Source organism: Rhizobium sp. WYCCWR10014, from assembly GCF_001657485.1.
Taxonomy (GTDB): Bacteria; Pseudomonadota; Alphaproteobacteria; order Rhizobiales; family Rhizobiaceae; genus Rhizobium.
The window spans coordinates 149882-164773 of record NZ_LXFU01000050.1 but is presented as its reverse complement, the minus strand read 5'-3'; the positions used below and the strand labels follow the sequence as shown (position 1 = coordinate 164773).

The window sequence follows — 14892 nt, the reverse complement described above, 5'->3', positions numbered from 1 at the left end:
GTTCAGGCAATTTCATCTTCGAGTATTTTCACGGGCCGGTCCCACTGGATGAGGACGACACAGCCGGTATCGCTCCAGACCGAGTGTTCGCTGCCCGGCGCATTGACGATATAACTGCCGCTGATGTAATCGCCCGTCTCGTCGGATTGAACGCCGTCGAGCACCAGGATGGTCTCGAGCCCTTCGTGGCGATGGCGGGGAACGGAGGCGCCGGGCTCATATTTCAGCAGCGCCACGCCCGGCTGATCGCCTTCGAAGGGGCGGACCCAGTGAATGGTGACGGCATCGCGGAAGGGGCCGAATTCCAGCGCCTTCCAGCCGCCTGAGATCAGGCTTTCGCGGGTCGTTTCAGGCATGGGCGATGCTTTCCAGAATGTCGTCGACATGCGCGGTCCAGCCGACGATCGCGCCTTGGGCGCGGATCATGGCGATGGCTGCGGCTTTGAATTCGGGGAAGTAGCTCTCCGTCGCCTCCTCGGCGAGCAGGCATTCATAGCCGCGGTCGTTTGCTTCGCGCATCGTCGTCTGCACGCAGACTTCGGTGGTGACACCTGCAAAGACGAGCTGACGAATGCCCTTCTCTTGCAACACGGTGCCAAGTTCGGTGGCGTAGAAGGCGCCCTTGCCGGGTTTTTCGATGACGACTTCGCCCTTCACAGGAGCGAGTTCCGGAAGAATTGCCGTGCCGGGTTCGCCCGAGATCAGGATGCGGCCCATCGGACCTTCGTCGCCGATCTTGAGCGACGGATTGCCACGGTCGCGTTTGGCCGGCGGCAGGTCCGAAAGGTCCGGCCGGTGGCACTCCATCGTATGGATCACAGGCAGGCCGGCATTGCGGAAGCCCTGGATGAGGCGTTTGACATCAGGCACGATCCTGGTGATGCGGCTGACATCATTGCCGAGGCTTGCACCGAAACCGCCGGGCTCGGCGAAATCACGCTGCATGTCGATGACGATGAGGGCGAGCTCATCGTGCTTCACCGGAAAGGCGAAAGGTTCAGCTTTGATCTTCGCCATCAATGATGCCCCGCCATGTGGGCGCCGATCACGCCAATATCGGCCGAGCGCGCCGGTGTCTCGTAGACCAGCTTGCCTTCCGAAATGACCATGATGCGGTCGGACATCTCGAGCAGCTCGTCGAGGTCCTCGGAAAGCAGCAGCACGGCAGCGCCCAAATTGCGTGCCTTCATGATGCGGGCGCGGATTTCGGCGACGGCCGAGAAATCGAGACCGAAACAGGGGTTCGAGACGATCAGCAGATCGACATCGCCGGTCAGTTCGCGGGCGAGCACGGCACGCTGCACGTTGCCGCCCGAAAGCGCTGCGATCGGCGAGGCGGAAGAGGCCGTCTTGACCTTGAAGTCGGAAATCAGCGCCGAGGCACGCTTCTTCATGCTGCCCTTGTTCAGCCAGATCGCGTCCTTGCCGTCCTGCTTCAAGTCGAAGGTGCGGAATGCAAGGTTCTCGCTCACGGTCATCTTCGGCGCACAGGCATTCTGCAACGGCTCTTCGGGGATGAAACGCACCCTGTTCTTGCGGGTCTCGTCGCGGGTGGCGCCATAAGCCTCGCCGTTGACCATGACCTGGCCGCTATCGGTCGGGCGCTGGCCGGCCAGAATTTCGGTCAGCTCCTTCTGGCCGTTGCCCGATATGCCGGCAATGCCGACGATCTCGCCCGAGCGGACCATAAGCGCGTCGATCTCGATGGTCTTCAGGCCGGAGCGATCCGGGGCCTTCACCTGGCTGACGGTCAGCACCGGTCTTGCCGCTTCCGCCACCGGCAGACGGCTGTCGAGCTCGGCGAGCTTGACGTCGCCGATCATCATCGCCGCCATCTCGGCGGTGGAGAGCTCGCCAACCTTGCCGGTGCCGACCAGCTTGCCGCGCCGCAGGATCGAGACGGCATCAGCGAACTTCGTCACCTCGTGGAACTTGTGGGAAATCATCAGCACGGTGAGCTCGCCGCGCTCGGTCATCCCGCGCACGATGCCGAGCATCTCATCGGCTTCGGCCGGCGTCAGCACCGAGGTCGGTTCATCAAGCACCAGGAAGCTACGGCCGAGATAGAGCTGCTTGACGATCTCCAGCTTCTGCTTCTCGCCGGCGGCAAGCTCGCTCACCGGCCTGTCGAGCGGGATCTGGAAGGGCATGCGCTCCATGAAGGCTGCGAGGTCCTTGCGCTCCTTCGCCCAGTTGATGATTGAAGGCACCTCGGTGCGGCTGATGACGAGGTTCTCGGCGCCTGTCAGCGAGGGAACCAGTGTGAAATGCTGGTAGACCATGCCGAGGCCATAGGCCGCGGCATCCTTGGGTGAGGCGACCGCCACCTCGCGGCCGTCGACCGACAGCGAGCCTGAGGTTGCGTGATAAAAGCCCATGATGCATTTGACGAGTGTCGACTTGCCGGCGCCGTTTTCACCGAGAAGCGCGTGAAAAGAGCCGGCCGGAACGGCGATCGAGACGTTGTCGAGCGCGGTGAAGCTGCCGAAACGCATGGTCATATCGAGCGTCTCGATGCCGACGGCCTTGCCGGCTTGCGGAAGGGGCGTGTCGCGGACTGTGCTCACTTCATTGCTCCTTTTCGACGATGATGGCGACGGGACCGCCGCCGGGCGGACCCTGGTGTTCGGCGCCGCCGGACACATAGAGATCGGTAATGCCGAAGATGCCGGCGAGAACGCCGCCGACGAAGGCACGGGCATGGCGGGTGCCTGCAATATCCGAGTCATCGAGCATCGTGTGGCGCCTGCCGCCGATCCTGCCGGACGGGTCCGGCTCGGCCTTGGCGAGAACCGCCGCCAGCCGGCTGTTTTCCGGCAGGCGTTCGCGGGCTTTCCTGACGGAATGCGCGTCGATCGCATCCCGCATGACTGCGTGGTCGATCGACAGCGGACCGGACCATTTTGCGCTCATGCCGAGAACGATGATTTCGTGATCGGTGAGTTCGACCCCGGACGAGGTTGAGGCGCAGCGGGAAAAGAGATCGAAACGTGTGCAGATGTCGGCATCGCCGATCGATGTCGCATCTATCTCGCCGAGTGCCACGGCGACGCCGAGAGCCGAAGCGCCGCGCGAGAGGCCCATGGATTTCAGCGTGTCGTGGGTTGCGACCGTCCTGCCTGATGCCTCGGCCTCTACAATCCGGCGCGAGGTGAGCAGCGGACACTTGATTTGCACGAAATGGACATCGGCGGGATCATCGATGCCGGCATCCCTCATCGCGGACTTCACGCCTTCGGCAACGAGCAGGATCTGTTCCCGGCGCCCGAGATGTTCGGAGGGCAGGGCGGGGGTACGCGACACACCAATGGCCAGCGCCCGTTCGCCTGGGGTTTCTACGGTTTCACGCGCAAAAACCGTCCAATGCGGCGAGAGCGCACCCTCGGTGCCGCCGGACATGATGATCGAGACGCCGTCGACGCCATATCTACTGAACAATGTCTCGAAGCTGCGGGTGGCATAACCGCGGGTAAAATCATTGACGCAGCCGTTGCCTTCCGTCTTGCCGAGAACGGCGACGACGTTGTTCGCCTGAAGGCCGCTGGCAAAGAGCGCCTCGACGCCGGCAACGTCATCGGGGCCGTCGGCTGGCACGCGAAAGACATGGGCACGCAATGACGGCATCAGGGCAGCGCCTCGACTAGAGCCACGGAACTGGAGACCGAGCCGAAGACGCCGCCCTGCATCTTCACCATCTTAATGGCAGCGAGGTGGTTTCCATAGTCGGTCGCACCACAGCAGTCCTCCAGCAGCAGGCATTCGTAGCCGCGGTCGTTCGCCTCGCGCATCGTCGTCGAGACGCAGACATCGGTGGTGATCCCGGTGAGGATAATGTTCTCGATGCGCTTCTGGTTGAGGATGAGTTCGAGGTCGGTGGCGCAGAACGAACCCTTGCCGGGCTTGTCGATGATCGTCTCGCCTTCGACCGGGTAGAGTTCGGGGATGATGTCCCAGCCGGGTTCGCCACGCGTCAGGATGCGGCCGCAGGGGCCGGGATCGCCGATGCCGGCGCCGATCCGCTGCGAGCGCCAGCGCTTGTTGGCCGGCAGATCGGCGAGGTCGGGGCGATGGCCCTCCCTTGTGTGAATGATGTGGTAGCCCTTGGCTCGCATGGCGGCAAGCACACGTTTGATGGGTTCGATCGGCGCCTGCACCAGCGACAGGTCGTAGCCCATGTGGTCGACATAGCCACCCTTGCCGCAGAAATCCGTCTGCATGTCGATGATGATGAGGGCGGTGTTATCAGGCCTCAGCGCGCCATTATAGGGCCACGGATACGGATCGGCGTCGATAAAATGCCCTTTGGTTTCGACCATCGCGTCCATCATTCTCTCTCCTATTCCGCGGCAGGTTTGAGGGGTTCGCCGTAACGGCGCATCGGCTTGTCAAATCCGCAGGACGTGCCGTCCTTGACCTTTATCTCGTCTTCCCATGGCAGGCGGTATTTGCCGGCGGCAAGGTCGTGCATGTAGGTGTAGGGCGCATCCTGGGCGCCGCCGGCGACGGCGACGTAGCCGCGATGACCGAACTGGTAGATATTGTTCTCCACGCCCCAGCCGAGCCGGGCCTCGCGAACGAGATCGGGACGCACCTCCGCGGTGATGATCTCGTTGACGCGGCCGGAGGTTCCGTGGGCGATGATCGTGCCATCGAAATTGCAGACCATGCCTTCACCCATGGAATCGAACGTGCCGTCCGAGCCGCACATGCAGACATTCGCGGTGATCATCAGGTTGCAGAAGGCGTTGGCCTGGTTGGTGAAGCGCCAGGCATCGCGGATCGGCGCCGTATAGCCCGCCGTGCGGATCATGATTTCGGCGCCCTTATAAGCACATTCGCGCGCCATCTCCGGGAACATGCCGTCATGGCAGATGATCAGCGCGAGCTTGGCGCCCCGCGGGCCCTCGATGACAGGGATGCCAAGATCGCCGGGCTCCCACGGCTCGACGGGGATCCAGGGATGCATCTTGCGGTAATAGAGCTTCAACTCGCCCTGATCGTCGATGACGATGCCGGAATTGTAGGGCATGCCGCCAGGGTTCAGCTCCATGATCGAGAAGCAGCCCCAGATCCGGTGGTCCTTGCAGGCCCGCTTGAAGGCCGCGACCTCCGGCCCGTCGAGCGTGCACATGATCTCCGGATTGATGTCCATGGAGAGGCCGTGCAGCGCGTATTCGGGAAAGACAACGAGGTCCATGCCCGGCTGGTTGCGCCGCGCTTTGGCCACCAGATCGACGATCACCTGCGTCTGTTTTGCCAAGTCCGCTTTGGTGACGGTCACCGGCAACTGGAGCTGTACCAGGCCGACACCGACGCCGTGTTCGGATTTGTTGAGACCGCCAAGTCCGTTCATCGGGATGCTCCGTTATTTCGTGAGCGACAGCGCTCCCGGCGCACCGGCGAGCGAGCGGGTGGGCGAGGAGGTGGCGATCAGGATGATGAGGGTGAGCACGTAAGGCGCGGCGTAAAAAAGATAGTAGCCTTGTGTAACGCCGACCGATTGCAGCGCCGGGCCGAGCGCGCCGGCGCCGCCGAAAAGCAGGGCGGCCAGGAAGCAGCCGATCGGGTTCCAGCGAGCGAAGATCACGAGAGCCACAGCCATCAGGCCTTGGCCGGACGAGATGCCTTCGTTCCAGGAGCCCGGATAGTAGAGCGAGAGATAGGCGCCGCCGATTGCCGCCAGCGAACCGCCCACTGCCGTTGCCAGCAAGCGAACGCGGTCCGGGTGAATGCCCATGGCCCGGGCCGCGTCGGTGCTGTCGCCGACGACGCGTAGGATCAGGCCAATGCGGGTGTTCTTGAAGGCCCAGAACAGGAAGAGGGCAAGTGCCGCGCCGATGAAGAACAGCACGTTGATATTGAGCGCCGCCTGGACCTGCGGAGTGCTCGACCAGCCGCCGAGCGGGATCGAGGGCAGTTTCGGGGCAACCGGCTGGATGAAGGATTTGCCGAGGAAGAACGCCATGCCGAGACCGAACTGCATCATGGCGATGCCGATGGCGATGTCGTTGACCTTGGGGAACTTGCAGATCCAGCCGTGGATGAGGCCGAAGATCGCGCCCGCCATCATTGCGGCCAGCACACCGAGGGTCGGGGAGCCAGTCATGACGGCCACCGCATAGGCCGTCATGGCGCCGAAGACGAGTGTGCCTTCGAGGCCGAGATTGATGCGGCCGGAGCGTTCGGTGATCGTCTCGCCGAGGCTGACGAAGATGAAGGGCGTGGAAACGCGAATGGCGCCGGCAAAGATCGCCAGCGGCACGCCCCAGATGCCGATGCCTGTCTCTTCCATCAGAGGCTCCTTTTCCAGAGGTCGGGATTGAAGATCTTGAAGCGGCCGTAAAAGGTCTCGCAGAAGAGAATGACGATGAAGAGCGTCCCCTGCAGCACCAGAACCGTCGCATCCGGCAGGCCCATGCGCCGCTGGATGAGGCCGCCCGAGGCGTCGATGCCACCGAGCAGGATCGCCACCGGAATGATCGCCAGCGGATTGTGCCTGGCGAGGAAGGCGACGAGGATACCGGTATAACCGTAGCCGGCGGCAAGCGAGGCATTGGCACTTCCTTGCACCGCCGCCACTTCGATCATACCCGCCAGACCGGCAAAGCTGCCGGCAAGCGCGGTAAAACCGGCGATCAGCTTGCCCACCGGCAGCCCCTGGATCTGCGCGGCGCGCACGTTGCCACCGGCGATGCGGGCGGCAAAACCGTAGCTCGTCGCCTCGATCACGATCCAGGAGACCATGCAGGCGAGGATGCCGATGACGAGGCCCCAATGCACGTCCATGCCGGGAATATTGCCGAGCATGTATTCCGCCGGCAGCGGCCTAGTCGACGGCTTGTTGAGGCTTGCCGGATCGCGCAGCACTCCTTCGACGAACTGGTTCATCAGGGCAATGGCGATATAGGAGAGCAGCAGCGAGGAGATGGTTTCGTTGACCCCGCGGTAATGGCGCAGGAAACCGGCAAGGCCGATCCAGATACCGCCGACCGCCATTGCAGCGATTGCCATCAGAATGAGGGTAATGAAAACAGGCGCGGTGCCGGCGAGCGGCAGAGCCATGGCTGCGGCGGCAACGCCGCCCAGCACGACCGCTCCTTCCCCGCCGATGATGACGAGGCCGAGACGGGCGGGCAGGGCGACGCAGAGTGCCGTCAGGAGAAGGGGTGCGGCACGACTTAAGCTGTTCTGCACCGAAAACCAGCTGCCGAAGCCGCCGGTATACATCAGTTGGAAGAGGGTGGCCGGCGACTTGCCGACCGCCAGGATGAAGAGGGAGAAGAACGCAAGACCGATCAGGATGGCCGCGAGGCCGATGACAACAGGCTCGGCTCGCCGCGCGATCCATTCGAGGACGGGGCGCAGCGAAGCCGGTTTTTCCACGATGGCTATTGCGGGATCATTGGCCTCGATGGTCATGGCACTTCTCCCTTCGCGGTTTACGCTGTGGACCCGACCACGCCCTCGACCAGATAATTCATGCTCTCGAGCTCAATCGCGTCTTCGGCGTAGCTCTTGTCGGCAGCCACGACAGTGTCGCCCTTGTTGTCCTTCAACGGACCCTTGAAGACCGAGAAGCCGCCCTTCATCATCTCGGCTTGCGTGGTTTCGAAGGCCTTGCGGCCCTCCGCGGACACGGCGGGGCCGAGCGCGCTCATCTTCACGAAGCCGTCCTTCAGGCCACCACGCACGAAGTTGCCGAGCTTTTCGCCGGCCTGCGCCTTCTTGACGAAGTCGCTGTAGACGTTACCCCAGGCCCATTCGGCGCCGGTGAGGTACTTTTCGGGAGCAAGCGGGCTCTGGTTGGCGTGATAGCCGCAGACGAAGGCGCCGCGGCCGGCAGCCGTCTCGACGACCACTTTGGGGCTGTCGACGTGGCAGGTGATGACGTCGGCGCCCTGATCGACCAGCGCATTGGTGGCCTCGGCCTCCTTGACGGCAAGCGACCATTCGCCGGTGAAGATCACCTGGCAGGTGATACCAGGATCGACCGTGCGTGCGCCGAGCAGGAAGGCGTTGATATTCTGCAGAACCTGCGGGATCGGCTTGGCGGCGACGAAGCCGATCTTCTTGCTCTTCGTCGCATGGCCGGCGGCGATGCCGTTCAGATACTGGCCCTGGAAGATATAGCCGAAGTAGGAACCCGTATTGGCCGGGTTCTTGCCTTCCTGCCAGAGGCCGCCGCAATGCCGGAACTGGATGTCGGGATGTTTGGCGGCCACGGCCAGCATGTGTGGGTCGAAGTAGCCGAAGGAGGTCGGAAAGAGCAGGGTCGCGCCGTCCAGGTTGATCATGGATTCCATCGTCTTCTGGACGTCGACGGTTTCCGGCACATTCTCTTCTTCGACCAGCGTCACGCCCGGCAACGCCTTGATGACGGCCGCGCCTTCCGCATGTGCCTGGTTATACCCGTAGTCGTCCTTGGGGCCGACATAAATGAAGCCGACGGTCAGCGCGGTTTGGGCTGCGGCGGAGGAGGCGATCAGGCCCGGCATGGCGCCGGCAAGCGCACCGGCGGCGGAAGCCTGGAGGAAATTGCGGCGGTTCATGGAAAGGAGTTTGGTCATCGGAAATGCTCCTTGCGGCGCTGGGCCGGTTGTGAACGGATACAGAAAAGTGCATGCAATGCATGTGCCAGAAATTAATCCATTGTTTTTTATAATTTATCCGCTATCGCAAGACTTGTGCGCTGCAAAGTGCATACAGATTGATCGAATTCTTGCGCAAAAAGTAATCAATAGATATTTCTTGTTCATTGCCACTGCGCGGTTGGCACAAAGTCGAGTTACCCGAGGTATATCGGGCATCAGAAAGCGAAAATTTAACAATATCTTCGCCGCCCGATTTGACTTATCGAGTCTCGAACGTCATCTGTATGCAGAGTGTTGACGTGAGCAGATTCGTATCGTGAAGCAGACCAGGCGCAGAGAAGTGATCCGCACCGGAACCACCGTCGAACAGATGGTGCGGGCGATTGCCGACATGATCGTCACAGGTGAAATCCTGCCGGGCGCGAAGTTGGACGAGGTATCGCTCGCGGTTCGTTTCGACGTTTCGCGCACGCCGGTGCGCGAGGCTCTGCGTGAGCTCGGCGCCATGGGATTGATTGCGCGCGAGCCGAACCGCAGTGCCGTCGTGACCAATGTAACCGAGGCCTATCTGCATTCGATGTTCGAAGCGATGGCGGAACTCGAAGCGATCTGCGCGAGGCTCTCGGCCGAGCGTATGACGGTCGACGAGCGGCGCGCGCTGGAGCTGGAGCATCGGGGATCGGTGAGGCTCGTGCATGCCGGCGCGGAGGAAGAATATTCAGCTCACAATACCGAATTTCATACCCGGCTTTATCGCGGCGCGCATAATGATCATGTCTTCGAGATGGTGACGCAGACACGGGCGCGGCTTGCGCCTTTTCGGCGGGCGCAGTTCCGTCTGCCAGGGCGTCTGGCAAAATCCTATGAGGAGCACGGCCGGATCGTCACCGCGATCATGCGCGCGGACGCCGCCGCCGCGGGGCAGGCGGCATATTCCCATGTGGAAATCGTCAGCGATGCCAGCGCGGTCTTTGCAACGCCCGGGGAGTAAAGAGGGCGCGACGCCCTAAATCAGGCGCCGCTAGGCCCCGCTACGAAGGCGAGAAAACCACGACCGACAAACGCCGAGGTTATTTCCCGGTCTCTACTCCGCCGCTTCGATGAAGCGGTGGCGTTCGTAGAGGAACTTCAGCACGGCTTCACGGCATTTGAGATATGTCCGGTCGGAGGCGAGTTCGATGCGATTGCGGGGACGGGGCATGGTCACATCGAGCACTTCGCCGATGCGGGCCGCCGGGCCGTTGGTCATCATGACGATGCGATCGGACAGCAGCACCGCCTCATCGACATCATGGGTGATCATCACCATCGTGTTGCCAAGCCGGGCGTGGATTTCCATCACCGCGTCCTGAAGATGGGCGCGGGTCAGCGCATCGAGCGCGCCGAAGGGTTCGTCGAGCAGCAGGATCTTCGGCTCCATTGCAAGCGCGCGAGCGATGCCGACGCGCTGTTTCATGCCGCCTGAAATTTCCGAAGGTCGCTTATCCCTCGCATGCGCCATCTGCACGAGGTCGAGGTTGGCCATGACCCAGTCATGCCGCTCGGCCTTGGTCTTCGTTCGGTTGAAGAGTTTGGAGACGGCGAGATTGACGTTCTCGTAGACCGTCAGCCAGGGCAGCAGCGAGTGGTTCTGGAAGACGACGGCGCGCTCCGGACCGGGTCCGTTGACCTCACGGTTTTCAAGCAGCACGGCGCCCGCCGAAACCGGGGTCAGGCCGGCGATGAGGTTGAGCAGGGTAGACTTGCCGCAGCCCGAATGGCCGATGATCGAGACGAATTCGCCCGCGGAAATCGTCAGGTTGATATCCTTCAGGACCTCGGCGCGCACGCCGCCCCGATCGAAATGTTTGTCGATATGATCAAGCTTCAGATAGGCGTTCATAGGTGCGTTCCTCAGTTGGCCATGGCGCCGCGGGTGATGAGTTTGCCGAGTGCTGCCACCAGCTTGTCGAGGGCGAAGCCAACGATGCCGATATAGGCGAGCGCGACAATGATGTCCGGAAGACGCGACGAGTTCCATGCGTCCCAGATGAAGAAGCCGATGCCGACGCCGCCCGTCAGCATTTCGGCCGCTACGATGGCGAGCCAGGAGAGGCCGACGCCGATCCTGAGGCCGGTGAAGATGTAAGGCGCTGCCGAAGGCAGCATGATCTTCCAGAAAAACTCGAACTGGTTGAGGCGCAGCACCTCGGCGACATTGCGGTAGTCCTGCGGGATATTACGCACGCCGACGGCGGTGTTGATGATCACCGGCCAGATCGACGTGATGAAGATCACGAAGATCGCCGAGGGATTGGAATCCTGGAAGGCTGCGAGCGACAGCGGCAGCCAGGCGAGCGGCGGGACCGTGCGCAGCACCTGGAAGATCGGATCGAGGCCACGCATCGCCCAGATCGACTGGCCGATGATCGCACCGATGATGACGCCGGTGACCGCGGCAAGGCCAAAGCCATAGAGAACGCGCTGCAGCGAAATGAGCACGCGCCAGCCGAGCCCGATATCCTGGGAGCCGTAGTTGAAAAACGGATAGGCGATCAGGTCATAACTATCCTGCCAGACCCGATGCGGCGAGGGCAAAGACGCATCTGCCGACGAACAGAGCACTTGCCAGACGAGCAGGATGAGTGCCAGCACGACGACTGGCGGAACGACATTGCGAAGTGCGGTCAGTGCCGCTCGACGAAAATCGATCCGCGATCCGTGCTTGCCGGAAAATGGCAGAACCTTTGCCGCCAGCTTGGCAGAGGCTGCCGTGGAGGGATTTTCTTTATTTGCCAGGGCGGACATCAACGTGCTCCTCACGTGAATGAAAGGCCGGCGCGCCGGTCGCGCGCCGGAGCGGGTCAGGAGACAGCCTTGATCGAAAGGCTGTCGAGATAGGCGGAGGGATTTTCAGGGTCGAAGACCTTGCCGTCGAAGAAAGTCTCCTTGCCGCGAGAAGACGATGCGGGAATATCGGCCGCCGCGACGCCGAGATCCTTGGCGGCCTCGCGCCAGATGTCTTCGCGGTTCACCTGGTTGACCAACGCCTTGATGTCGGTGCTCGCCGGCAGATTTCCCCAGCGGATGTTCTCCGTCATGAACCAGGTATCGTGGCTCTTGAACGGGTAGGAGGCGCCGTCCTTCCAGAACTTCATATAGAGGTCGGTGGCCTTGACCTCGCGGCCATTGCCATAATTGATATCGCCCTTGAGGCGGCCGAGCACGTCCTTCGTCGGAACGTTGAACCATTGGCGCTTGCCGAGAATGTCAGCCATCTCCGCCTTGTTGTCCGTGCTTTCGCACCACTGCTGAGCCTCCATGACAGCCATCAGCAGGGCCTTGGCAGCATTGGGATTCTTTTCGATCCAGTCGGCGCGCAGTCCGAGCGCCTTTTCAGGATGCCCCTTCCAGAGCTCGCCGGTGGTAGCTGCGGTAAAGCCGATGCCCTGGTTGACGAGCTGCTCATTCCACGGTTCGCCCACACAGAAGACGTCCATGTTGCCGACCTTCATGTTGGCAACCATCTGCGGCGGCGGCACGACGATGGTCGAAACGTCCTTGTTCGGATCGATGCCGCCCGCGGCGAGCCAGTAGCGAATCCAGAGGTCATGGGTGCCGCCTGGGAAGGTCATGGCGGCCTTGATCTCCTTGCCCTCAGCCTTCTTTTTCTCGAATGCCGCCTTCAGCTTGGAGGAATCCAGCTGCACGCCGGTGTCGGCATATTCCTTGGCGACGGAAATACCCTGGCTGTCGAGGTTGAGCCGGGCGAGGATAGCCATCGGCACCGGCTTATTGTTCTGCGTCACCTTGCCGGTATGCATGAGATAGGGGAGCGGCGAAAGGATATGGGCACCGTCAATGCCGTTTGCTGCGCCGCCCAGCACGAGATTGTCGCGGGTCGCACCCCAGGATGCCTGTTTGGCCACATCCGTTTCCGGAAGGCCATGCTTGTCGAAGAAGCCCTTTTCCTTGGCGATGATCAACGGTGCGGAATCCGTGAGAGCGATAAAGCCGAGCTTGGCACCTTTCACCTCAGGGCCTGCTCCGGCTGCGAAGGCCCCGGACGGAAAGGCAGCCTTGACGGCGCCGATGAGGGCAGCCGCTGCGGTCGTCTTGAGCATGCTGCGGCGGGTAATGCCGGTTGTCGAAATCCCAGTCTGCAAATTCTTTGTCATGCGCAGGTTCCCTCTGCTGGCTGAATTTGGACACAAAAAAACGCCGCCGGAAATTGCGTCCAGGGGATGGGAGAATCCCGGAGCAAAGACCTTGCGACGTCGGTGTCTAATGTAGGCGCTTATGCCGCGCCTATCCGCGCCGGTCGCCATTGACCGATGCGTCTCAGAACTTGCAAGCAGCGTGCCAATTTCGAGAGGAATCGGTAACGGCATGAAGTAAAAGGGGAATTGGCAAGAAATGACGAATGCCTATTTCTTAGGCCTTTTTATTTTTTGCTTCTGTTTTGTGCGATTGCTAACGTAATCGCAGTCATGGGAGCGCTCTATTTGTGCAGTGCACGCAATATCGAAGCCGCGATGACTCAGACGGCAGAATGGATTCTGCCCACTTTATTCGTCGGTATTTGCCGGCGGCAAAGCTCAAGAGGGAAGGGCAAACGTAGCGATTGCCTCGCCATCACCTCATTTCATTGCAGCAAGGATACGAGGCCGTAGCACGCTGCGGATATTGCTGCAGCCGCCGGCATCGTTACGATCCAGGCTACCACGATGTTGCCGGCCAACCCCCAGCGTACGGCTGAGACACGACGAGCCGCGCCCACCCCAATGATTGCTCCGGTGATGGTATGCGTCGTCGAAACGGGAATACCGAGCCACGTCGCTCCGAAGAGTGTCAATGCTCCGCCCGTCTCCGCGCAGAAACCTTGCATGGGGTTGAGCCGGGTGATCTTCGACCCCATGGTATGAACGATCCGCCATCCGCCAAAGAGCGTACCGAGAGCCATTGCCGACTGGCAGGAAATGACCACCCAGAAAGGCACGTAGAATGTCGGGCCGAGATATCCCTGGCTGAACAGGAGCACCGCGATGATGCCCATCGTCTTCTGCGCATCGTTTCCGCCGTGGCCAAGCGAATAGAGCGAAGCGGACACGAACTGCATGACGCGAAATGTCCGATCCACCGCAAACGGCGTTTGCCGGACGAATGTCCAGGAGACGGCGAGCACCAGCACCAGGGCAAGCAGGAAGCCGATGGCTGGCGAAAGGAAAATGGCACCGACGGTCTTTAGAAGGCCGTGCCAGACGATCGAGCTGAAGCCCACCTTTGCCAGACCGGCCCCCACCAGCCCACCGACCAGCGCATGCGACGAACTCGATGGAATCCCGAAAATCCAGGTAAGAATATTCCAGATGATCGCGCCCATCAGTGCGGCGAAGATCACTTGAGGCGAAACGATCGCAGGATCGATAATGCCGGTGCCCAGTGTTTCGGCTACATGCAGGCCGAAGAACAGGAATGCGATGAAATTGAAGAATGCCGCCCAGGCGACCGCATATTGCGGCCGCAGGACGCGGGTCGAGACGATCGTGGCAATCGAATTGGCCGCATCATGCAGACCGTTGAGAAAATCGAAGAACAGGGCGACAACGACCAGGCCGACGAGCAGCGGCAGAGCGAGGGAGGCATCCATCAGACGTTCTCGATGAGAATGCCGCTGATTTCATTGGCGACATCCTCGAAGCGGTCGACAACTTTCTCCAGCTCTCCGTAGATTTCGCTTCCGATCATGTAGGCCATCGCATTGCCGCTGGCGCCATGACGCAAGAACAGATCCTTCAAACCCTGGTCGTAGAGCTCATCGGAACGTCCCTCCACTCGGGTGACTTCCTCCGCGATGGCCGTGAGCCGCTGCGCATTGGCTCCCAATCTGTCGAGGAGAGGGATCGCTTCCGCGACAAGGTTTGCCGCCTTGACGATTTCGCTGCCCATCTGCTGCATGAGCGGATCGAAGCTCGATTGCTCGAACAAGCGGATCGTCTTGACCGTCTTGTGCATCATGTCGATCGCATCATCCATCGACTGGATAAGATCCTTGATGTCACCCCGGTCGAAGGGCGTGATGAAGCTTCGTCGAACGGCAAGAAGAACCTCACGCGTGACATCGTCGGCCTCGTTTTCCAATGTGACGATGCGTTCGCAGTTTTTCTCAACGTCATTGCCCTTCAGGAGTTGATCGAGGGCGTGCGCGGCGGCAACGACGGTCTTCGAGTGCTTGGAAAACATTTCAAAGAATCTGTCTTCCCGTGGCATCAGCTTGCGAAAAATGCTCATCATGCCTGGGAACCTTCCTCGTGCGGCCGAT

General features: G+C 61.3%; 15 protein-coding genes. 1 reads left to right on the top strand and 14 read right to left on the bottom strand.

What is annotated here, in order from left to right:
• Nucleotides 1-2: 2 nt before the first annotated feature.
• From A6U98_RS29415 to A6U98_RS29375, 9 genes are read right to left on the bottom strand one after another with little or no spacing between them, the layout of a single operon-like run.
• Nucleotides 3-356: a cupin domain-containing protein gene (locus tag A6U98_RS29415; protein WP_064654455.1), complete on the bottom strand. Its 354-nt coding sequence runs from the start codon at nt 354-356 to the stop codon at nt 3-5.
• Complete coding sequence (locus A6U98_RS29410; RefSeq protein ID WP_064654454.1) at nt 349-1017, bottom strand: cysteine hydrolase; 669 nt, start codon at nt 1015-1017, stop codon at nt 349-351. Before A6U98_RS29410 ends, A6U98_RS29415 begins: the two co-directional genes overlap by 8 nt.
• Nucleotides 1017-2567 carry an ABC transporter ATP-binding protein gene (locus tag A6U98_RS29405; protein WP_064654453.1) on the bottom strand — a complete coding sequence of 517 codons (1551 nt, stop codon included), beginning with the start codon at nt 2565-2567 and terminating at the stop codon, nt 1017-1019. Before A6U98_RS29405 ends, A6U98_RS29410 begins: the two co-directional genes overlap by 1 nt.
• 1 nt (nt 2568) lies before the next feature.
• Nucleotides 2569-3624: a cyanuric acid amidohydrolase gene (gene atzD, locus A6U98_RS29400; RefSeq protein ID WP_064654452.1), complete on the bottom strand. Its 1056-nt coding sequence runs from the start codon at nt 3622-3624 to the stop codon at nt 2569-2571.
• Entirely contained in the window at nt 3624-4325 is a 702-nt protein-coding gene (locus tag A6U98_RS29395) for an isochorismatase family cysteine hydrolase (protein ID WP_064654451.1), read from the bottom strand. Before A6U98_RS29395 ends, atzD begins: the two co-directional genes overlap by 1 nt.
• 11 nt (nt 4326-4336) lie before the next feature.
• On the bottom strand, nt 4337-5353 hold the full coding sequence (locus A6U98_RS29390) for a formamidase (protein ID WP_064654450.1): 1017 nt from the start codon (nt 5351-5353) through the stop codon (nt 4337-4339).
• A 12-nt stretch (nt 5354-5365) separates the two neighbouring features.
• On the bottom strand, nt 5366-6292 hold the full coding sequence (locus tag A6U98_RS29385) for an ABC transporter permease (RefSeq protein ID WP_064654449.1): 927 nt from the start codon (nt 6290-6292) through the stop codon (nt 5366-5368).
• Complete coding sequence (locus A6U98_RS29380; protein WP_064654448.1) at nt 6292-7419, bottom strand: ABC transporter permease; 1128 nt, start codon at nt 7417-7419, stop codon at nt 6292-6294. Before A6U98_RS29380 ends, A6U98_RS29385 begins: the two co-directional genes overlap by 1 nt.
• Nucleotides 7420-7439: 20 nt before the next feature.
• Nucleotides 7440-8567 carry a BMP family ABC transporter substrate-binding protein gene (locus A6U98_RS29375; RefSeq protein ID WP_064654447.1) on the bottom strand — a complete coding sequence of 376 codons (1128 nt, stop codon included), beginning with the start codon at nt 8565-8567 and terminating at the stop codon, nt 7440-7442.
• Between the two features lie 340 nt (nt 8568-8907).
• Between A6U98_RS29375 and A6U98_RS29370 the strand changes: the two genes are divergently transcribed.
• Nucleotides 8908-9582 (top strand): GntR family transcriptional regulator, encoded by a 675-nt coding sequence (locus A6U98_RS29370; RefSeq protein ID WP_018246795.1) that lies wholly within the window; start codon nt 8908-8910, stop codon nt 9580-9582.
• Nucleotides 9583-9675: 93 nt separating this feature from the next.
• Here A6U98_RS29370 and A6U98_RS29365 read toward each other — a convergent pair whose 3' ends face one another.
• The 5 genes from A6U98_RS29365 to A6U98_RS29345 form a co-directional block, all read right to left on the bottom strand.
• Nucleotides 9676-10473 (bottom strand): ABC transporter ATP-binding protein, encoded by a 798-nt coding sequence (locus tag A6U98_RS29365; protein WP_025398334.1) that lies wholly within the window; start codon nt 10471-10473, stop codon nt 9676-9678.
• Between the two features lie 11 nt (nt 10474-10484).
• Nucleotides 10485-11378 carry a nitrate ABC transporter permease gene (gene ntrB, locus A6U98_RS29360; protein ID WP_064654446.1) on the bottom strand — a complete coding sequence of 298 codons (894 nt, stop codon included), beginning with the start codon at nt 11376-11378 and terminating at the stop codon, nt 10485-10487.
• Nucleotides 11379-11434: 56 nt separating this feature from the next.
• Nucleotides 11435-12748, bottom strand: coding sequence for a CmpA/NrtA family ABC transporter substrate-binding protein (locus A6U98_RS29355; protein ID WP_064654445.1), 1314 nt, complete (start codon nt 12746-12748; stop codon nt 11435-11437).
• Between the two features lie 467 nt (nt 12749-13215).
• Nucleotides 13216-14220: an inorganic phosphate transporter gene (locus A6U98_RS29350; protein ID WP_064654444.1), complete on the bottom strand. Its 1005-nt coding sequence runs from the start codon at nt 14218-14220 to the stop codon at nt 13216-13218.
• Nucleotides 14220-14864: a DUF47 domain-containing protein gene (locus A6U98_RS29345; RefSeq protein WP_064654443.1), complete on the bottom strand. Its 645-nt coding sequence runs from the start codon at nt 14862-14864 to the stop codon at nt 14220-14222. Before A6U98_RS29345 ends, A6U98_RS29350 begins: the two co-directional genes overlap by 1 nt.
• Nucleotides 14865-14892: the final 28 nt, after the last annotated feature.

Excerpts from the sequence above, each read along its gene's own strand:
- A6U98_RS29415 (WP_064654455.1), bottom strand. The coding sequence starts at position 356 with ATGCCTGAAACGACCCGCGAAAGCCTGATCTCAGGCGGCTGGAAGGCG.
- A6U98_RS29410 (WP_064654454.1), bottom strand. The coding sequence starts at position 1,017 with ATGGCGAAGATCAAAGCTGAACCTTTCGCCTTTCCGGTGAAGCACGAT.
- atzD (WP_064654452.1), bottom strand. The coding sequence starts at position 3,624 with ATGCCGTCATTGCGTGCCCATGTCTTTCGCGTGCCAGCCGACGGCCCC.
- A6U98_RS29395 (WP_064654451.1), bottom strand. The coding sequence starts at position 4,325 with ATGGACGCGATGGTCGAAACCAAAGGGCATTTTATCGACGCCGATCCG.
- A6U98_RS29390 (WP_064654450.1), bottom strand. The coding sequence starts at position 5,353 with ATGAACGGACTTGGCGGTCTCAACAAATCCGAACACGGCGTCGGTGTC.
- A6U98_RS29385 (WP_064654449.1), bottom strand. The coding sequence starts at position 6,292 with ATGGAAGAGACAGGCATCGGCATCTGGGGCGTGCCGCTGGCGATCTTT.
- A6U98_RS29380 (WP_064654448.1), bottom strand. The coding sequence starts at position 7,419 with ATGACCATCGAGGCCAATGATCCCGCAATAGCCATCGTGGAAAAACCG.
- A6U98_RS29375 (WP_064654447.1), bottom strand. The coding sequence starts at position 8,567 with ATGACCAAACTCCTTTCCATGAACCGCCGCAATTTCCTCCAGGCTTCC.
- A6U98_RS29365 (WP_025398334.1), bottom strand. The coding sequence starts at position 10,473 with ATGAACGCCTATCTGAAGCTTGATCATATCGACAAACATTTCGATCGG.
- ntrB (WP_064654446.1), bottom strand. The coding sequence starts at position 11,378 with ATGTCCGCCCTGGCAAATAAAGAAAATCCCTCCACGGCAGCCTCTGCC.
- A6U98_RS29355 (WP_064654445.1), bottom strand. The coding sequence starts at position 12,748 with ATGACAAAGAATTTGCAGACTGGGATTTCGACAACCGGCATTACCCGC.
- A6U98_RS29350 (WP_064654444.1), bottom strand. The coding sequence starts at position 14,220 with ATGGATGCCTCCCTCGCTCTGCCGCTGCTCGTCGGCCTGGTCGTTGTC.
- A6U98_RS29345 (WP_064654443.1), bottom strand. The coding sequence starts at position 14,864 with ATGATGAGCATTTTTCGCAAGCTGATGCCACGGGAAGACAGATTCTTT.